Source organism: Fibrella aestuarina BUZ 2 (assembly GCF_000331105.1).
Taxonomy (GTDB): Bacteria; Bacteroidota; Bacteroidia; order Cytophagales; family Spirosomataceae; genus Fibrella; species Fibrella aestuarina.
The window spans coordinates 5,921,132-5,937,078 of sequence record NC_020054.1 but is presented as its reverse complement, the minus strand read 5'-3'; the positions used below and the strand labels follow the sequence as shown (position 1 = coordinate 5,937,078).

The 15,947-nt window shown below is 57.9% G+C and carries 11 protein-coding genes; 1 reads left to right on the top strand and 10 read right to left on the bottom strand.

Annotated features, from left to right (window positions below; all coding sequences use genetic code 11):
• Nucleotides 1-62: 62 nt before the first annotated feature.
• The 10 genes from FAES_RS24550 to rpsF form a co-directional block, all read right to left on the bottom strand.
• Nucleotides 63-2,432, bottom strand: coding sequence for an efflux RND transporter permease subunit (locus FAES_RS24550; RefSeq protein ID WP_015333902.1), 2,370 nt, complete (start codon nt 2,430-2,432; stop codon nt 63-65).
• A 33-nt stretch (nt 2,433-2,465) separates the two neighbouring features.
• Nucleotides 2,466-3,461, bottom strand: coding sequence for a Hint domain-containing protein (locus FAES_RS24545; RefSeq protein ID WP_041258363.1), 996 nt, complete (start codon nt 3,459-3,461; stop codon nt 2,466-2,468).
• 106 nt (nt 3,462-3,567) lie between these two features.
• On the bottom strand, nt 3,568-5,133 hold the full coding sequence (locus FAES_RS24540; RefSeq protein WP_015333900.1) for a flavin monoamine oxidase family protein: 1,566 nt from the start codon (nt 5,131-5,133) through the stop codon (nt 3,568-3,570).
• A gap of 201 nt (nt 5,134-5,334) precedes the next feature.
• Nucleotides 5,335-6,696 (bottom strand): glycoside hydrolase family 27 protein, encoded by a 1,362-nt coding sequence (locus FAES_RS24535; RefSeq protein WP_051054288.1) that lies wholly within the window; start codon nt 6,694-6,696, stop codon nt 5,335-5,337.
• Nucleotides 6,697-6,811: 115 nt separating this feature from the next.
• Entirely contained in the window at nt 6,812-7,081 is a 270-nt protein-coding gene (locus tag FAES_RS24530; RefSeq protein ID WP_015333898.1) for a NifU family protein, read from the bottom strand.
• A 136-nt stretch (nt 7,082-7,217) separates the two neighbouring features.
• Nucleotides 7,218-8,327, bottom strand: a complete 1,110-nt coding sequence (locus tag FAES_RS24525) for an Mrp/NBP35 family ATP-binding protein (protein ID WP_015333897.1) — start codon at nt 8,325-8,327, stop codon at nt 7,218-7,220.
• Nucleotides 8,328-8,431: 104 nt separating this feature from the next.
• Nucleotides 8,432-9,412, bottom strand: coding sequence for a GSCFA domain-containing protein (locus FAES_RS24520; protein ID WP_015333896.1), 981 nt, complete (start codon nt 9,410-9,412; stop codon nt 8,432-8,434).
• A gap of 94 nt (nt 9,413-9,506) precedes the next feature.
• A complete protein-coding gene (rplI, locus tag FAES_RS24515) occupies nt 9,507-9,947 on the bottom strand; it encodes a 50S ribosomal protein L9 (protein WP_015333895.1) in 441 nt (146 codons plus the stop codon).
• Nucleotides 9,948-10,061: 114 nt separating this feature from the next.
• Entirely contained in the window at nt 10,062-10,313 is a 252-nt protein-coding gene (gene rpsR, locus FAES_RS24510; protein ID WP_015333894.1) for a 30S ribosomal protein S18, read from the bottom strand.
• 2 nt (nt 10,314-10,315) lie between these two features.
• A complete protein-coding gene (gene rpsF, locus FAES_RS24505) occupies nt 10,316-10,681 on the bottom strand; it encodes a 30S ribosomal protein S6 (protein WP_015333893.1) in 366 nt (121 codons plus the stop codon).
• A gap of 382 nt (nt 10,682-11,063) precedes the next feature.
• On the opposite strand from rpsF, the gene FAES_RS24500 reads away from it, so the two are divergent.
• Nucleotides 11,064-15,929 carry a beta strand repeat-containing protein gene (locus FAES_RS24500; protein WP_148289444.1) on the top strand — a complete coding sequence of 1,622 codons (4,866 nt, stop codon included), beginning with the start codon at nt 11,064-11,066 and terminating at the stop codon, nt 15,927-15,929.
• The last annotated feature ends 18 nt before the right edge of the window (nt 15,930-15,947 follow it).

Sequence of the window (15,947 nt, the reverse complement as noted above, 5' to 3'; positions counted from 1 at the left end):
TAACCGTTGAAATAGTAGTCAAAGAAATCGACCATTTGGTACTACTTGCTTGCAACCGAAACTTACGAAACCGTTACCTTTTTTCGTTGCCGCCGGTTGTAAACCGTCATCAAGAAAGCTGGCAGCAGGATCAGGTTCGAGGTCATGCCCATCAGCAGCGTAATCGACACCAGAATGCCCAGCGACACGGTTCCCTGAAAGGTGGAGGCGGTGAAAATGGCGAAGCCCGCAAACAGAATAAATGCCGTGTAAACCATGCTGACGCCCGTTTGCCGGATGGTCCGCGATATCGCCTCGGCCACGTCGACGCTCTTATCGCGCAGTTCATCGCGGTATTTGGTGATGAAATAAATGGTGCCGTCGGACGAAAGACCGAACGCAATACTAAAAATCAGGATGGTCGAAGGCTTGAGGTTGATGTGAAAATAGCCCATCAACCCCGCCGTCACGATCAGCGGCACGATACTCGGCACAATGGCCGTAAGACTCAGCCGCACGTCGCGCAGCAGAATGATGAGGATCACCGATACCAGCCCGATGGCCAGCAGCGTGCTTTCGGCGAGGTTGCGGAGCAGGTATTCGTTGCCCCGTGTAAACGTGACGCTGTTGCCGGTGATGTTCACGGCGTAGCGATCAGCCGAGTCAACCCATCGGCCTGTTTCGCGGTCGAAATTAAAGATGGAGTCGGCGCGGGGCTGGAGTTGGTCGATCAGCGCGCGCAGCCGGGTCGAGCCGATATCGGCCACCTGAAAACTCACCCGGGTATATCGGCGGCTGGTATCGACATACGACGCCAGACTCACCGAGCCGGTGCGCTTGGTGCCGGTGCTCAACTGACTGGTGTAGCGTTGCAGTTTGGCCATTTCTAGCGCCGGAGGTAGCAGGTAATAGCGCGGATCGCCACCCCGGTAAGCCTGGTAGAAAAACTTCACCGCCTCAACCACCGACAGCGGCCGGGCCAGTTCAGGGTGCTGCCCGAATTCACGCTGCAACTGCCTGATCTTGTTGAGGGTAGGAGGCGTCAGCACGCGCCCCGGCCGCCCGGCGTCGATGCTGACCTCGAAGGGCAGTACACCTTTATAGGTCTTCTCGAAATACTTCAGATCGGTGTAGATGGGGTCGTTTTTGGGCAGATCGTCGACCATATAGCCCGTTGCCCGAATCAGGCTCATTCCGACCAGACCCGCCACGACGCACACACCGACAAACAGATAAACCGCCGCCCGCCGCCGATGCACGAGCCCATCGACCCAAACCAGAAACCGGGTGACCAGCGGGCTGTCGAGGTGACTGCGGTGTTTTTCGCTGGGTACGTTCAGGTAGCTGAAGACCACCGGAATCAGGATCAGCGACGTCGCGAAGGTGGTCATGATGCCGAGGGCGGCAATCAGGCCAAATTCGAGCAGGAACGGGCTGGCCGTGAAGTAGAAGACGAAGAAGCCGATCGACGTGGTGACGTTGGCGAAGAAAGTGGTTTCGCCTACTTTGGCAATCGCTACGCTCAGGGCCTCGCGTTGCGGCAGGCCTTTGTTGAGCTCGTCATGATAGCGGTTGAGCAGGAAAATGGCGTTGGGTACCCCAATGACGATCAGGATGGGCGGAATCAGGCCCGACAGGATGGTGATGCTGTAGCCCAGCAAGACCAGGTAGCCCAGCGCCCATACCACGCCTACCGCCACCACGGCCATGCTGATGCCGACCACCGACGCCGACCGGAAAAAAATGAACAGGATGGAAGCCGTAACCAGAAAGGCAAGGCCCATAAACAGCCCCAGCTCCCGACTTACTTTGGCCGTGAATTCCGTGCGGATGTAGGGCAATCCCGACAGGTGCACGGTCGTGTGGTGGCGTTCGCCGAAGGCATCGACCAGTTGCTCGACCTGCCGGACCGTGGCAATGCGCCCTTTCGTATTTAGCTTTTTCTGGTCGAACGAAACGGCCATCAAGTGCGCCCGGCCCGATGAATCGGTAACCAGCCCCTGATAAAAGGGCAGGCGACCGAGCGTGGCCCGCAGGCTATCGGCTTCGGCCTGCGTAGTGGGAAGCTCTTTGGCAACGGGCTGCAACTGAAATCGGTCGGTGCTGTCGTTGAGCCGAATCGTATACAGCCCCGTGTTCGACACCACGTCGCGGATGCCGTCGATCTGTTTGATCTGCCGATTAAGCTGCTGCCAGTCACGCAGGAAGGGCAACTGGTACATCGAATCGGTTTCGACCCCCACCACCATGATGTTGCCGTCTTCGCCAAACCGCTCTTTAAACGCCTGATACTGCTTGTAATCGGGGTCGGTAACCGGCAGGATTTTGGCAAATTCGTAAGACAGTTTCACCTGAGCGGCATGGTAACCCATGAACACGGTGCCTACTGCCACCAGGATGAGTAACACCAGCCGATTCGATAAGATAAAGGCGGCTATTCGGGACCAAATCATGCGGCAAGTTAGCCAAAAGTGGTCGGCCCGCCTTTATTTGTCCAGCACAACCGTGCCATCTACCACATAGCCGCCCGGCTGGGTACGTAGGTTATAAAGGCGCTCAACGGCTTGCCCCGTCGTGCCCACCCGAACCACCTGATACGGCACGAGTCGGTTGTTTTCGTAGCGATACAGCGTGTCGCCCGTTGTTACGTCGCCCAGCGATTTGCGGCCGGTGGCGGTCAGCACGGGGTGGGTCGCGGTGGCTTCGAGCAGCACCGGCTGGGCTGGGTACGTAGCGCGGCTGGCGGTCAGTTCCTGCGTCGGCACCAGCCAGACCCCCACCAGCCGGAACGTACCTGCATGCGTATCGACGGCCGTTACGCGGCTAGAAACCAGCGTGTTCGATGCGGCGTCGTAGCCTAATACTTCGTCGCCGGTCCGTACCTGGCTGATCGCTTTCGTGTCGCCGTTAGGCAGCGTCACGCGGGCCGTGGGGCCGAAGCAGAAGTTGTATTCTTCTTTCTTCTTGACGCCATCGTCGGCCTTGGCCGATCCGTTACCGCCCATCAGGCCACTTAGTTCGCGGCTTAGCACAAACGTCAGCGTCGACATGAGGCCCGGTTCTTTTTCGCCTACATATTTCAGGTCGTCGATATAGGCGTCCCAGGCTTTGCGGTCGGCTCCCGAACCGGGAATCACAAACGACTTCACCTCGTTGGTTTTGCCGTTCTGATACAGCGCCAGCAACCCAAGCTCTTTGGTGTCGGCGGCGCTGTAGACTTTATACAGATACACTTTCCGCGTGATGCCGTCGCTGTAGGTAAACACGTAGGCGGGGCGGTCTTCGTAGCGTTCCAGAATAAACCCACCCGACTTGAAGTAGGTGTCTTTGTCGAGGTTAGCGATGCGAATGGCTTTTACAGCCGTCGCCTGGTCGGCGGTCAGCACGCCCGGCGACGACTGAGCCATCACCCGCTGGGCGAAAAAGTTGGTGATCAGCGCCGTCAGCAGCGTGAAGAGGGAGGTAATCAGGGTACGCTTCATAGTTTGCTGGTTTTCAGTCTTCAGTTTACTGTTTTCAGTGGCTACGTCTACAGACCTGCCCATGTTTCATAGGCTACTGTAAACTGACGACCGAAAACTAGGTTGTCTATCCCACCCGGGCGTGAATGGCTTCGACGGCGCGGCGGGCCGAGGTAAGGGCGCCGGCCATCCAGGCTGTCAGGTACGTGGTATGTTCGCCGGCAAAGTAAATAGCGCCGTCGGGCTCGAGCAAGGCGGGGTATTGTTTGCGCCGGACGGTGTCGTCGTACAACGCCCAGCCGCCCTCCGAATAAGGAATGCGGTGCCAGGCCAGCGAAAAGGCGTTGTCGAACTCGGTGGCGTATTGGGGGTGAATCTTTTGCCCCTGTGCCAGCGCTAGTTTCTGGCGTTCGGCAACGGGCAGAGCGCCTACGGCTTCGGCCCGGCTGTAGAAATTGTAATAGCCGATGAGCACGCCCTTGGGTTTCTGGAAGCCAAACGACGGATACCAGATCTGGTTGATGTCCATGTTGGTGCGCGAAATGCCGCCGTAAATCCCATCGTCTTCCTCCCAGAACCGGCGTTTGAATTGCAACCCGATTTTACCCGTTTTGATGTACGGCACAAAGTCGGCGGCGCGTTTGACCGAGCCCGACAAATCCGATTCAAGGTTTTTGAGTACGGGTAGGGGCAACGTGCAGACGCAGAAATCGGCCAGCAGTTCGGTGGGTTTGCCGCCTTTCTGGTGCACGACCCGCACGCCATTTTCGGTTTTGCGGAGTTCGGTCACGGGGGCGTTGAACAGGATTTTGCCCGCCAGCCGTTTTTCAAAGGCTTTGGGAATGGCATCCATGCCGCCCACGGGCTGAAGCAGCGTCGTTTGCTGTTCGTAAATGTAATCGCCGACGTTGTAGAAAACGGGCTGCATGAACCCCGACCGTAGAATGTCGGTGAGGCCGTAGGGGTCGGTGGTGATACCGGCCGTGGCGCCCGCGCCGGGTTCGGTTTTGTAGCCGCGCCGGTTGGTGCCTTTGTAAAGATGCGCCGTGTTGAGGTCGCCTTCGTTTTTCAGGAAATCGACCAGCTTTTCGATGTCTTCCTTGGTCAGCTCTTTGTCGAGCGCGCCCTGATCGAGCGCTTTTGTGAGCAACTCGGCCGTGTAGCCGCGCATATCGTTGTGGTACTCCTTCACCCGAATGCGCCGGTTGGCAAACGAACCTGTACCCGTAGTACCCTCAGCCTGATCGTTGTACAGGTAGGCGGCTTCGTTGCCCCCGTTGAAAATTTCGAGCGGTACACCCAGTTCGCGGCAATATTGGAGCGTGAGCTGGTGATGGTGCGGGATGCGGGCGGCCCCGCCGTTGAAATAATAGCCGTCGTCGAAGCGGCAGGTCTGGGCTGTGCCGCCAAGTTCGGTCTCCGAGGTGCCGCCCCGCACCGTCCAGACGCGGCCACCCGACCGGCTGCGGGCTTCGAGCACGGTGCAGTCGTAGCCGAGTTTGCCCAGCTCCCAGGCCGAAGCCAATCCCGCCAGCCCGGCGCCCAAGATCACCACGCGGCGGGCCTTACCCGTGGCGCTAACCCCGTTGGGTGGCAGGTTGAAGGCGGAAGCGGGCGCCGGTGCCAGCAGACCCCAGGCGAGCAGCGATGCATATCCCGCCGAAGTCGAATGAATAAAATCGCGTCGTGTCATGGGTGTCAGTGGGAACAGGCTATTCTGATCCTGTGAAAATACACATACGCGCGATTAGAAGCGTAACCGGCTAAAATATGTTTAAAAGATGCATGTTTTGCTTGCGATTATGCAATAACTCCAAACAATGTTTGGCAAACGATCCAGAAAGCAATCAATTCGTTTAGGCCTTACTACCTTATAAGGTCTCGCAAAGCACCTTCACTGAACCGGTGCGACGCGTAGCAGCACTGCATCGTGGGGGCCGAGCTGATGGGTGAACGTTTTCTTGAACTGGCCTTTGTAGGCCTTGCCCCACACGTCGCGGATGTTCGCTTTTTTGGGAATGCCCACGTCGCTCAGGGTGAGGGTTACGGGGCGGCTTTCGTTGGAAAGGTTGAACAGGGCTACGTTTTTCGTTTGCCCGTCGGGGGCATCGGATACCCAGATTGCCAGATCGTCGGTGCGGCTCAGTTGCCGAGGGTTGGTCGCTTCCTGGTTCACGGCCAAGCCTTCGTCGTTGGTGAGCAGGCTGGCCGCAAAGGGCGTACAGTCGGGCAGGTTACCGTCGAGCATCAGGGGCGATTTCAGCATGCACCAGAGGGTCAGCCGGGTACGTTGCTCGGCATCGGTAAAGGCTTCGCCAGGTACGTTCCGTTTCGGGCGCCAACCCAGCGGCAGCCGATCGGCGTCGGGCCAGTGACCGGCGCTGGCGACCGTGGACCACTGCGCGCCGTAGTCGAACTGTTTTTTCAGCTGCTCCCAGTTGGTGACGGCATCGTTGCTGATTCGGAACAGGTTAGCGTGTTGGCGTAGGTGGTCGCTGTTGTCGAACGGTTGCGCGTAGGCCACGCTGAAGATGATGGGTCTCCGCAGTTCGTCGATGGCTTTCCGCACGGCTTCCACTTCCTCTTTGTGGTATACCGACGGGTTACCCGGCTGACCCATGTCGTCAAATTTGATGTAATCGACGTTCCACTGGCCATACAGTTCGAGCAGGGAATTGTAGTACTCCTGCGCGCCGGGTTTCCGCATGTCGACCCCATACATGTGGTTGAGCCAGGGACACACATTGACGGTATCGGCAATCTGATCGGCGGTGATACCATCGGTGCCCAGAATGGGCGTCTTGGCCCGAACGGCCTGACGGGGAATGCCCCGCATCACGTGAAGCCCGAATTTAAGCCCTAGCCCATGCAGGTACGAAGCTAGTGGGCGCAGGCCCTGCCCGTCTTTCGACGAGGGGAACTTACGCGGGTCGGGCAGGAGCCGACCGTGGGCATCCATGTTGAGGAGTGGCACGTAATCACCGTTGGCCAGCCGCGACTGATTGGGATTGCCGCCGTTGTCTTCCGGTGGATTCGGGTAGGCCCAACTGTAGTCGACGAGCACAAATTGCCAGCCGTGTGCGCTGAGGGTTTGGGCCATGTAGTCGGCATTGATGCGGACTTCATTTTCCAGCGACTGAGGCTGCAAGGCCATGTAGCTGGACCAGCCCATCGGCGGAGTTTGCGCAACGGGAGCGGGCTGGGCAACCCCCAGCATGGCCGAGAAAAGGCCCACTATGAGCAGCGGAAATTTCATGCGATACAACGAGGACGATGAGGAAAATACCAATGTATCTCAGCACCTAGCAAAATGCGGGCCTATTGTGCTGAGGCGGCAAAAATTGGCGAAAGCTCGTTGTATGGGGCCGCCGTTAAGAGGGCATCGCCGAGAGATTAACGGCCTCTACGCGGTTAATTTCGGGTACGGCGCGAAGAATAGCGTCTTCCAGGCCGCCTTTGAACGTCATGGCCGACATGGGGCAACTACCGCACGAACCCATCAGTTCGAGCCGCGCGACACCCTCTGCCGTTACGTCGAGTACCCGTACATTGCCGCCATCTGCCGCCAGATAGGGCCGCATGCTATCGAGGGCTTTCTCGACGCGGTCAATCAGGGGGTTGGTTGCTGTTTCAGCCTGCATAAATCGTTGTCCTGTTTCTGTAAAAATACGAATTAACGGTCAAAGTTTGATGGCTGTCGGGCCTGGTTTCACCACAAACCGATTCTCGGCCGAACCGGCGGTGCCCCTGCCCGACAGCCATCAGGCGCCGACCCGACTAAACGCGCGTGAACTCAACGCGTTTGGTCTGATCCTGCGTGGCGTTGCGGATAGCGACCCGGCGAGCCAGTGCTTCAGCGGCTTCGCGGAAGGCCTCCGTCGCCGGTCCTTCGTCGGATACCAGCGCGGGTTTGCCTTCGTCGCCCGCTTCGCGGACGCTCTGCACCAGCGGTACCTGACCCAGCACGGGGACGTCGAACTTCTCGGCCAGTTGAGCGGCGCCGCCACTGCCAAAGATGTAATATTTGTTGCCGGGCAATTCGGCGGGCGTAAACCAGGCCATGTTTTCCACGATACCCAGTACAGGTACGTTGATCTGCGGCTGTCGGAACATCGCCAGCCCTTTGATGGCGTCGGCAATGGCTACTTTCTGCGGCGTGGTCACGATAATGGCGCCCGTAACCGGCACGGTTTGTACCAGCGACAGGTGAATATCGCCAGTGCCGGGGGGTAGGTCGATGAGCAGGTAATCGAGTTCGCCCCACTCGGTGTCGGAGAAGAACTGCTGCAAGGCCCGGCTCGCTACCGGCCCACGCCAGAGCATTGCCTGATCCGGCGGTACCAAAAATCCGATCGACATGAGCTTGATGCCAAACTGCCGGATGGGTTGGAGCCGGTTCTGCCCGTCGATCTGCACAATCTGGGGTTGCATCTCTTCGGCACCAAACATCACCGGGATCGAAGGACCGTAAATGTCGGCGTCGATAATACCCACCTTCGCGCCCGACTTGTGCAGGGCAATAGCCAGATTGGCCGTAACGGTCGACTTACCCACGCCGCCCTTTCCGGAGGCCACGGCGATGATGTTTTTCACGCCGGGGAGCAGGGGCGCATCGCTCCGGGTCGACGTGACGTTGGCCGTCATATCGACCTGTACGGCCACTTCCGGACCGATATGGGTGTGGATGGCATCCTCGCACCGCTGCCGGATGAGTTCTTTCAAGGGGCAGGCGGGCGTGGTGAGCACCACGGTAAAGCGCACCGAATCAACGCCCAGTACCACGTCTTTGACCATGCCCAGCGAGATAATATCGCGCTTGAGGTCTGGTTCTTCTACGTTGGACAAGGCCGCCAGTACAGTCTGTTCGGTGAGTTTATAGCTTGACATAATTTCTCTGGAGGATTGTGAACTGGGGAATATGAATGATGAATTGGCGGAGCTACCAGCCAGTCGTCTTTGCACAGATCAAATCATAGCGCATACTTCCTGATTTATAATCCTGTTAAGCGTTGTTCGATTTCAGCTCGTTCGGTAGTGGTATCAATCGTAACGGGCAAGTTGTCGAAGCGGTTCAGCAAGGTTTGCAGGAACTGCCGATGGGCGTCGGTGGGGCCGTGCAGAGGCCGGTGGGCCATTGCGCGCCGAATCTGACTCCACTCCGCAACGAAGGTGCAAAGGTCGGGTGAAAACGCGCTGTCGGCAAATTTGGCGAACACATAGTCGTGTGCCTGCGCATTGGGGTGTATCAGGTCGGCTTCGTAGAAGCGGTAGTCGCGCAGGTCGTCCTGCACCAGTTCGTAGGCCGGGAAATAGTGCGTTTGCGGGTGCCAGACGGGCAGTTCGGCGCAAAGGGTTCGTAACAGGGCTTTACTGGCTCCGTTGAGGGCCAGCCCATCCCGAACGTGCCGCACCGGACTGACGGTAAGCACAATTTGTAGCTGAGGGTTATGACGGCGCAACAGCCGCAATAGGCGCGTCAGGTCGTCGCGGACGTGGTCGATCTGGCACAGGTATTTCTCAAACGACGTACCCGGCATCTTATGGCAATTGGCCACCACGCGCCCCGTTTCCCGATGTCGGTACACCACCGCCGATCCGAGGGTAAGCAGCAACCAGTTGGCCTGCCGTAGCGCCTGCCCCACCTGTTGCAGCCGTTCGTGCAACAACGTGGCCAACGCTTCCTGCGAGCTAGCCCAGAGCGACGAGTGAAAAGCATAATGAAACCAGAGGCCGTCGCGCTGTACATAGCCCTCGGGGGCGGGCGCTTGCCCTGTGAGCGCCAGCGTGAGCGCCTGACTAATCGACGCGGGACTGAACAACGTACCCAGCGGATTGACCAGCCCATCGAGTTTATGGTCGGCCAGTCGTTGGCCCATCACCTCAGCAAAACACGAGCCAACCGTGACAAACCGGTCAGTAAGCTGTAGGGAAACGGGGAGTTTGTCGGGCGTTAATTCGGTACGAAACTGCATACCTGAAAAACAAAAAAACGGACCTTTTGAGTCCGTTTTTTCTGAAACCTTATAGGTTTTAGACGGGGGCGCCCAGCCCTATAAGGTTTGAAAATTATTCGCCGACAACCTCGACGGTTACCGTTTTCTTCACCTCTTTGTGCAGATCGATCGTCGCCTGGTATTCGCCCAGCGTTTTCACGTCTTCGATGGTGATTTTCTTGCGGTCGATGTCGATGCCTTGCTCGCGCAGGGCGTCAGCGATCTGCGTGTTGGTCACGCGACCGAAGATCTTGCCCGTTTCGCCGGCTTTGGCCGCGATGGTCAGTTTCATGTCGCCAATCTGGTCGGCCAGCGCCACGGCGTCGTTCTTGATTTTCTCGACTTTGTGGGCAGCCTGACGGATGTTTTCGGCTACAATTTTCTTGTTCGAGGGCGTTGCCATCATAGCAAATCCCTGCGGGATCAGGTAGTTACGACCATAGCCGGGTTTTACCGTAACAATGTCGTTCTTATACCCCAACCCAGTGATATCGGTCTTGAGAATGATTTCCATGACTGAAAACTAGTTTTCAGCTTCCAGTTTCGAGTTTCCAGTACCAGTCAGACGCCGTTTAGGGCCATTGGCCGTTGCGGCGCCACTGAAAAACTGCAAACTGAAAACTGCAAACTATTTGAGTGAATCGGCTACGAAGGGGAGTAAGGCAAGGTGGCGCGCCCGCTTAACGGCCTGCGCTACTTTACGCTGGTATTTGAGGCTGGTGCCCGTGATCCGGCGGGGCAGAATACGACCCTGATCATTCAACAACTTCAGCAGGAAGTTGGGATCTTTATAGTCGATGTATTTGATGCCGGCTTTCTTGAAGCGGCAGTATTTTTTGCGGACTTCGCCGCTGTTCAGCGATTCGTTCTGGAGGCTCATGGTTATTTTGCTTCGGCCGTTTCTTTTTTCTTCCCAATCTGACCGTTCCGCTTGCGGGCGTTGTAGTCAATAGCGTGCTTGTCGAGAACGATCGTCAGATCGCGCAGGATGCGCTCATCACGGAGGTACTCAACGTTCAGTTTGTCGATCAGTGAGGGTTCGCACTGGAACTCAAACACCTGATAAAAGCCCGTATTCTTGTTTTTGATCGGGTAGGCCAGCTTCCGCAAACCCATGCTGTACTCGTGGACAATCTCGGCCCCGGCGCTGGTCAGCAGGGTCCGATACTTGTCAACGGCGTCCTTTACCTGAGATTCAGATAAAACGGGAGTCAAAATGAACACCGTTTCGTAGTTCTTTTGGAACATGATAGAAGTAAGTTATTTGAAATGAGGCCGCAAAGGTAAGAAACAGATCGTATACGCGCAAGCCGCTTTTCAAAGGGCACGCGCGCTTTATATGAGTACGTACCTATTTGTTTAGGTTTTATTAACTAATAGTATATAGGAATAATTTGTCTGTAATGTGGGCGTAAAAAGACAGGGATGGCATATGTTTTGCGTGCAAAAAGGATATACACCTAACTTGTCATTGAATTAAATGGTGAATTATTTACTCACTCATCGTTTGTCCAAATACAGTAGTAATTCGTTGCATTATCTCCGGCTTGTTGGCGCATTGCTGGTATTGCTATGGACGTTAAGTAAAAGCACAGAAGCAAATGCCCAGATCTGTACCAATGCCAAACTGTTGGTTGCTAACTACAACACCAGCAACGTAACGACGTACACCAACGTGACAACCACCCCCACCTTTTCGGGGTCGTTAATCAACAGTGGCACTACCTTGAATCAGCCCAACTCGATTCTCCTGTATCGGGATACGCTCTACGTGGCGAATGCAGGCGGTGGGGCCGCTGGAGCAGGGTTCATCCGAAAGTATAACCCAGTAACGGGCGCCCAATATGGTACCGGCAACTTCACGTCCGGGCTGAGTTTTCCGGAGCGGCTAGTCATTGGGCCGGATGGCAACATTTTTGTGGCTGATTATGGTAGCAATTCCATCAAACGAATAAACATCAATAACGGTGTTGTGCTAAACACCTATACCCTGGCTACCCTGACTGGTCAGCAGGCGCTGGGCATCGAGTTTGTGGGAGCAGACATGTATGTGACCCGTGGTACGATCAATACTCCCACCGTAACAACGTTGGGCCGTATTGAACGATACACGTTCTCAAACAACTACGCGACGATCAGCTTGCCTACACTGGTTGCGTCGTATGTCGGCGGGACACCAAGGGGGATAACGACTGGTCCCGACGGCCTGATTTATGTCACTATAAAAGACCCCACGGGCGCGCGGGTAGAACGCTTTTCGCCGGGTGTCATAGTTGTCCCAACGACGTTTCTGACCATGGACGCGGGCTCCAACCCCTATCAGGGGCTCAACTGGAGCCCCGATGGATTCCTGTACGTGGCCGATTTTGGGGAGAATGAGGTGCAGGTTTACAATTCGTCGGGTACCGAAATAACGACCCGGAACATTACCGGGCAGAACGGTCCGCACTTTGTGCAGTTCTACTGCCCTTGCGCAGCGACTACGGTCTTTACGCCGTCGAACCTGACGCTTTGCTCGGGCGCCAGTGGGCTGGTGCAGATTACATCGACGAATGCCAACCCACAAATCACGTACCGATATGCGTCGAGTTCGCCCAACACCACCATTACCGGGCCTACCACTACCTCAGCCGCTTCGAATACGATCACGATCAGTTCGACAACGACGAGTACGTTCTCGGTAACGATCACCGACCGGATTGGCTGTTCGGCCGTAGCCGGAGGTACATTGTCGATCAATGCGCTGCCAACACCAACACTGACCAACGCCACCATTTGTGTCGGGCAAACCGCCACACTGACGGCCACAGGCGGTACCAGCTATACGCTGGTCAACACGGGAACAGTCAATACGACGGGTATTTTTTCGGTAACGCCTTCATCAACGACGACATATACCGTTACGGCGGCTAATAGCAATAACTGTACGGCCACAGCGACCGGCACAGTGACAGTAAACCAGCTTCCGGTGGTGACGTTGACTAGTAGCACGGTATGCGCCGGGCAAATCGCTACGCTGACGGCTACCAGTGGGCTGGCCAGTTACACGTTCTCGCCGGGGTTAACCCAAGTTGGGGGCTCGGCAGGCAACACCGCGACGATTGTGGGGAGCGGTACCGCCACCACCGCGTATAGTGTAACGGCTGCCAGCAGCGCAGGTTGCCTGGCTACGGCTACTGGTAGCGTAACCGTGAGGGCTGTACCCGTCGCGACGGCAGTAAGCACTACGGCCACCTGTGCCAGCCCCGCCACCGTGTCTGGTACCTCAAGCCTGACAGGCTCGAGCTTCAGCTGGACGGGGCCAAGTGCCTTTGCCAGCACGGCCCAGAGCTTCACCACCAACACCCCAGGTACGTATACGCTGGTGGTCACCACCAACGGCTGCAGCAGTAGCGCCGTGACCACCACGGTGGTTAGCAACACGGCGCCCCCAGCCCTTACGTTGTCATCGGCTACGGTCTGCGCGGGCCAAACCGCCACGCTCACCGCCACGGCGGGTCTGAGCAATTATGTTTTCTCGGCGGGCCTGACGCAGGTAGGGGGGGCAACGGGTAACACAGCTACGATTGTGGGGAGTGGCTCGGCGACAACGGCCTATAGCGTAACGGCTACCAACGCCGCAGGCTGTACAGCGGTGGCTTCTGGCAGCGTGACCGTACGGCCTAATCCAGTGGCGACGGCGGTGAGTACCACAGCCACCTGCGCCACGGCGGCTACCGTGTCAGGTACGTCAAGCCTGACGGGCTCGAGCTTTAGCTGGACGGGGCCAAGCGCCTTTGCCAGCACGGCCCAGAGCTTCACCACCAACACCCCAGGTACGTATACGCTGGTGGTCACCACCAATGGTTGTAGCAGCAGCGCCGTGACCACCACAGTGGTGCAGGACATTGTAGCGCCCCAGAACGTGGCCGCCACCAACACCGGCCCCATCACCTGCGCCCAGCCCACGGCCAGTGTATCGGCCTCCAGCAGCACGGGGGGCGTGAGCTACCGGTGGAGCGGTCCCAACAGTTTCACCAGCAGCGCCCAGAGTTTTGTCACCAGCCTGGCGGGGCTGTATTCGGTGACGGTGACGGGCGCCAACGGTTGTACGGCGGCGGCCACTACTTCAGTGATCAGCAACACCGCGCCGCCTGCAATTACGTTGTCATCAGCCACGGTTTGCGCCGGTCAGACGGCAACGCTGACTGCCACGGCGGGGCTTACCAGTTATGTTTTCTCAGCAGGCCTAACCCAGATTGGGGGGGCAGCGGGCAATACCGCGACCATCGTAGGCAGCGGGTCGAACACTACCGTCTATAGTGTAACGGCGACGAATGCAGTGGGTTGCACGGCGGTTGCCTCTGGCAGTGTAACCGTAAATCCAAACCCGGTTGGCGCGGCTACAACCAGCGGCACAATTACCTGCGCCACGGCGGCCACCGTGTCAGGTACGTCGAGCCTGACGGGCTCGAGCTTTAGCTGGACGGGACCAAGTGCCTTTGCCAGCACGGCCCAGAGCTTCACTACCAACACCCCAGGTACGTATACGCTGGTGGTGACCGCCAACGGCTGTAGCAGCACTGCCGTGACCACTACCGTTACCAGCAACACAGTAGCCCCCACGGCAACCTTATCGTCGACGGCTATCTGCGCTGGTCAGACGGCTACCCTAACGGCGGGTAGTGGCACGAGCTACGTGCTGAATCCCGGTAATCTGAGCAATACGACCGGTACGTTTGCGGTGACGCCCACCAATACCACGACCTATACGGTTGTCGTTACGGGCGCGAATGGCTGTACGGCGGCTGCCCAGGGGACCGTGACCGTTAATCCACTGCCCACGGCCAGTGTTACCCCCAGCGCCACGGCCATCTGTGCCGGGCAGACGGTTACGCTGACCGCCAATGGCGGCACCAGCTATCGGTGGTCGACGGGCGCGACGACCGCCAGTATTCCGGTGACCACAGCTGGTACATACAGCGTGACAGCAACCAACGCCAGTGGCTGTACGGCAGTAGCCCAGGGAACCGTGACGGTGAATCCGCTGCCGACGCCAACGCTCAGCAGTACGGTGATCTGTGCTGGTCAAACCGCTACGTTAACGGCCACGGGCGGCACCAGCTATACACTGAGCCCCGGCAACCTGAGCAACACGACCGGTACGTTCACGATAGCCCCGGCCGCTACGACTACATACACGGTCGTTGTTAGCAACGCCAGTGGCTGTACGGCTGCCACACAAGGAACCATAACGGTAAATCCTGTACCCGTCGCGACGGCGGTGAGTACCACGGCCACCTGCGCCACGGCGGCCACCGTGTCAGGTACGTCAAGCCTGACAGGCTCGAGCTTTAGCTGGACGGGACCAAGTGCCTTTGCCAGCACGGCTCAGAGCTTCACCACCAACACCCCAGGTACGTATACGCTGGTGGTCACCACCAATGGTTGTAGCAGTAGCGCCGTGACCACCACGGTGGTGCAGGACATTGTAGCGCCCCAGAACGTGGCCGCCACCAACACCGGCCCCATCACCTGCGCCCAGCCCACGGCCAGTGTGTCGGCCTCCAGCAGCACGGGGGGCGTGAGCTACCGGTGGAGCGGTCCCAACAGTTTCACCAGCAGCGCCCAGAGTTTTGTCACCAGCCTGGCGGGGCTGTATTCGGTGACGGTGACGGGCGCCAACGGTTGTACGGCGGCGGCCACTACTTCAGTGATCAGCAACACTGCGCCGCCGACGGCCACGCTGACGGCTAGTAATACGGTGGTCTGTGCCGGTGAGGTCGTAACACTTACGGCCGGTGGTGGCACCAGTTACCGCTGGTCGACGGGGGCAACGACCGCTATCCTTTCAGTAACCAGCACAGGTACGTATTCGGTGACGGTAACCAATGCGAACGGCTGTACGGCAGTGGCTAGCCTTGGCATCACGGTTAACCCGCTGCCACAGCTGACGGTCAATTCTGCTACCGTCTGCGCCGGCACATCGACATCGCTGACACTGGGTGGCTGCGTGGGCGGTACGGTTCGTTGGTCGACGGGTAGCGCGAGTGCAACCCTATTGGTAACGCCACTGGCAACGACAACCTACTCCGTTACCTGTACCTTCCCGACAAGTTGCTTCTCGACAACAGTCGCGACGGTGACCGTAACGGGCGCGCCGACCTATGGGAACACCCCAACCCTTACGCAGGCCACCTGTACGGGTAATAGGGCCAACAACGACGCACGAATCGATTTTACCGCTCTGCAAAACACCGTGCGGGCCGACATCGTCCTGGGAAGCAGCTACGGGGCAGGTCCTGCGTTTGGGGCGCCCAGCAACAAGATCGTGGTCGGCAATTCGGTTAGTTTCACCAACCTGCCTAACCCCACGCAGCCACAGGATTATACCGTCCGTCTGTTTGGCAGTGATGGCAACTGTATTACCGACGTAGTGGTCGTTGTGGCACCCGCCGAATGCCCCTGCCTGAACAAGTGTATCTCGCCGATCGTAGTACGAATCGTGACGCGGTGAGGCCTAGAAAATGACTCT